This is a genomic window from Micromonospora sp. ALFpr18c (assembly GCF_008868155.1).
GTDB lineage: Bacteria > Actinomycetota > Actinomycetes > Mycobacteriales > Micromonosporaceae > Micromonospora.
Genome location: NZ_WBKR01000348.1, coordinates 1 through 2,740 on the forward strand (window position 1 = coordinate 1; position 2,740 = coordinate 2,740).

Genomic DNA, 2,740 nt, shown 5'->3' on the forward strand with positions numbered 1-2,740 from the left:
GGGCGGGGTAGAACAGCAGCAGTGCCGTGCCGTCGATGGCGATGGCGAGCGCCCACAGCGGCCCGCGGGCCGGATCCGGCAGGATCGCGCCGGCGATCCACGGCACGGCCGACACGCTGAACCAGAGGAGCACCCCGGCCGCCCTCCGCTGAGCCCGGTGGCCACGCAGCACCGGCACGAGGACGGAGCCGCGGACGAGGTGGACCGCAACGTACGCGCCGGCGAAGACCAGGCTCCCGTCGCCGAACGCCCGCGGCACCGCGACCGCCATCATCAGGGCGCCGAGCATCGCCGCGTACACCAGCAACTGGAGTTGTGGCCGCTGCGGATCGTAGATGTCGGTGACCCACGCCGTGACGAACCAGAGCACCAGGAAGGCGAGCAGTAACAGCAGGCTCTCGCCCGTTTCGGTGAGGACCATCCGCCCTTCGGTGAGATCCTCGACCAGCCGCTGGGAGACCCGGTTGAGGGCGAAGATGAAGACCAGGTCGAAGAAGAGTTCCAGCAGGCTCGGCCGCTGCGGTTGCCCTGGCTTACGGAGCAGCGCTGCCGCCCTTGTCGACATGGACCGTCCGTTTCTGCCGGCATCGTCCGTCTTCCGGGTATTGGTACCACGCTTTGCGGATCATTGAGCCGATACCGGACGAGTGCCGCCGGTGGTCCGGCTGAATCCCGGCCGTTGCACTCATCGACAAGTCTCTACATCTTGGCAGCGACGCAAGCCTCCGCTACCGTCCATGGGAACGCTCCCATCAATGTCGATACATCAATGTCATCTGGAGGTAACACGTCGTGGCTAGCCTCTCCTCGCTCCGCCGCAGATCGGTGGCAGCCAGCCTGGCGGCCGTCGCGGGCGCCACCCTCGTCGGCGTCTGCCTCACCGTCGGCAGCGCCTCCGCCGGCACGCTGTCCGGATCGCTGTATCGCGACCCGAGTTCGGCGGTCGTCCGCTGGGTCGCCGCCAACCCCGGCGACTCGCGTACCGCCGTCATCCGCGACAAGATCGCGAGTCAGCCGCAGGCCCGCTGGTTCGCCAACTTCAACCCGTCGACCGTGCAGTCCGAGGTCTCCGAGGTCATCGGCGCCGCCAACGCGGCGCAACAGATCCCGGTGCTGGCGGTGTACGAGATCACCAACCGGGACTGCGGCGGGGCCAGCGCCGGTGGGGCACCGGACCTCAACCAGTACCAGACGTGGGTGTCCAACTTCGCCAGAGGGCTCGGCAACCAGACCGTCATCATCATCCTGGAAACCGACTCGCTCGCCCTGCAGACGTGCCTGAGCGGCAGCGAGCTCAACGCGCGCAACCAGGCGATCACGACGGCCACCCGGACCATCAAGTCGGGCAACCCCAACGCCAAGGTGTACCTCGACGGCGGCCACTCCACCTGGAACAGCGCGGGTGAGACGGCCAACCGGCTCCGGGCGGCCGGGGTGCAGTACGCCGACGGCTTCTTCACCAACGTGTCGAACTACAACTCCACCTCGAACGAGGCGAACTTCGGCCGCTCGGTCATCTCCGCCCTCAACGGCATGGGCATCACGGGCAAGCGCCAGGTCATCGACACCAGCCGTAACGGCGGTGCCAGCGGAGACTGGTGCGGCGACGACAACACCGACCGGCGCATCGGGCAGTACCCGACGTGAGGTTCCCCCTGCGGACCGGACACCCTGAGCCCAGACAGTGGTCTGGGGAAGGATGGCCTGGTGCCACGTCCATCGAAGTACCCCGAGCAGTTCCGTAGGGACGCTGTTGATCTGGTCCGTTCGTCGGGTCGGTCACTGCGTGAGGTCGGTCAGGAACTCGGCGTCAACCACGAGACGCTGCGGAACTGGGTCAACGCCGCTAAGGCCGCCGACGCCGCCGGACGCGGTCGCAGTCACGGCGAGGAGCCGGTGAGCGCCGACGAGCGTGACGATCTTCGCCGACTGCGGAAGAAGGTCGCCGAGTTGGAGGTCGAGAAGGAGATCCTGCGCAAGGCGGCCGCCTATTTTGCCAAGGAGATGGGTCGATGACCCTCCGCTACCGGTTCATCTCCGAACACCGCGCCGACTACGGTGTGCAGCGGCTGTGCCGCGTCCTGGCGGTACGACGTCCCGGCTTCTACGAGTGGCTCGCCGCCCAGCCGGCCCGCGAGCAGCGCGCCGAGGCCGAGGACCAACTCGCCGCCGAGATCGCCGCCATCCACGCCGGGCGCCGCCACGCCTACGGCTCCCCCCGTGTGGCCGTGGAGCTGCGCCGACGCGGCCAGCGGGTCAACCGCAAACGGGTCGAGCGGATCATGCGAGAACGCGGCATCGTCGGGATCACCCGCCGCCGACGCCGCGGCCTGACCAAGCAAGACCAGACGGCCGCGCCGGCGCCGGACCTGATCGGTCGGGACTTCACCGCCGACGCACCCGGACAACGCCTCGTCGGTGACATCACCTACCTACCCACCACCGAAGGCTGGCTCTACCTGGCCACCACCATCGACCTACACACCCGCGAAGTCATTGGCCACGCCATGGCCGCACACATGCGCGCCGAACTCGTCGCCGACGCCGTCACCCTCGCCCACCGACGCGGCCTGGTCGAGACGAAAGCGATCTTCCACTCCGACCGCGGATCCCAGGGCGAATTCAACTGATCGTCGCAACACCTTGATCACGGAGGTTTGCGATGGGGCGCGGGAAGAAGCAGATTCCTGAGGTGCCGGCTGGCGGGCGGCGACAGTGGGCGTCGGATCGGGCGTTGCGG

4 protein-coding genes are annotated in these 2,740 nt (G+C 68.1%); 3 read left to right on the forward strand and 1 reads right to left on the reverse strand.

What is annotated here, in order from left to right:
* Nucleotides 1-565, reverse strand: a 565-nt coding sequence (locus F8271_RS30850) for a low temperature requirement protein A (protein WP_151493311.1), incomplete at its 3' end; no start/stop codon positions are given.
* 260 nt (nucleotides 566-825) lie between these two features.
* Here F8271_RS30850 and F8271_RS30855 point away from each other — a divergent pair.
* The 3 genes from F8271_RS30855 to F8271_RS30865 are packed head-to-tail and all read left to right on the forward strand — an operon-like array spanning nucleotide 826 to nucleotide 2,630.
* Complete coding sequence (locus tag F8271_RS30855) at nucleotides 826-1,647, forward strand: glycoside hydrolase family 6 protein (protein ID WP_225854884.1); 822 nt, start codon at nucleotides 826-828, stop codon at nucleotides 1,645-1,647.
* A gap of 60 nt (nucleotides 1,648-1,707) precedes the next feature.
* Nucleotides 1,708-2,016: a transposase gene (locus F8271_RS30860; RefSeq protein WP_192580540.1), complete on the forward strand. Its 309-nt coding sequence runs from the start codon at nucleotides 1,708-1,710 to the stop codon at nucleotides 2,014-2,016.
* Nucleotides 2,013-2,630, forward strand: a complete 618-nt coding sequence (locus F8271_RS30865) for an IS3 family transposase (protein WP_151493313.1) — start codon at nucleotides 2,013-2,015, stop codon at nucleotides 2,628-2,630. The genes F8271_RS30860 and F8271_RS30865 overlap by 4 nt, the downstream gene beginning before the upstream one ends.
* Nucleotides 2,631-2,740: the final 110 nt, after the last annotated feature.

Coding starts and splice junctions, on each gene's coding strand:
- F8271_RS30865 (WP_151493313.1), top strand. CDS start 2,013: ATGACCCTCCGCTACCGGTTCATCTCCGAACACCGCGCCGACTACGGT.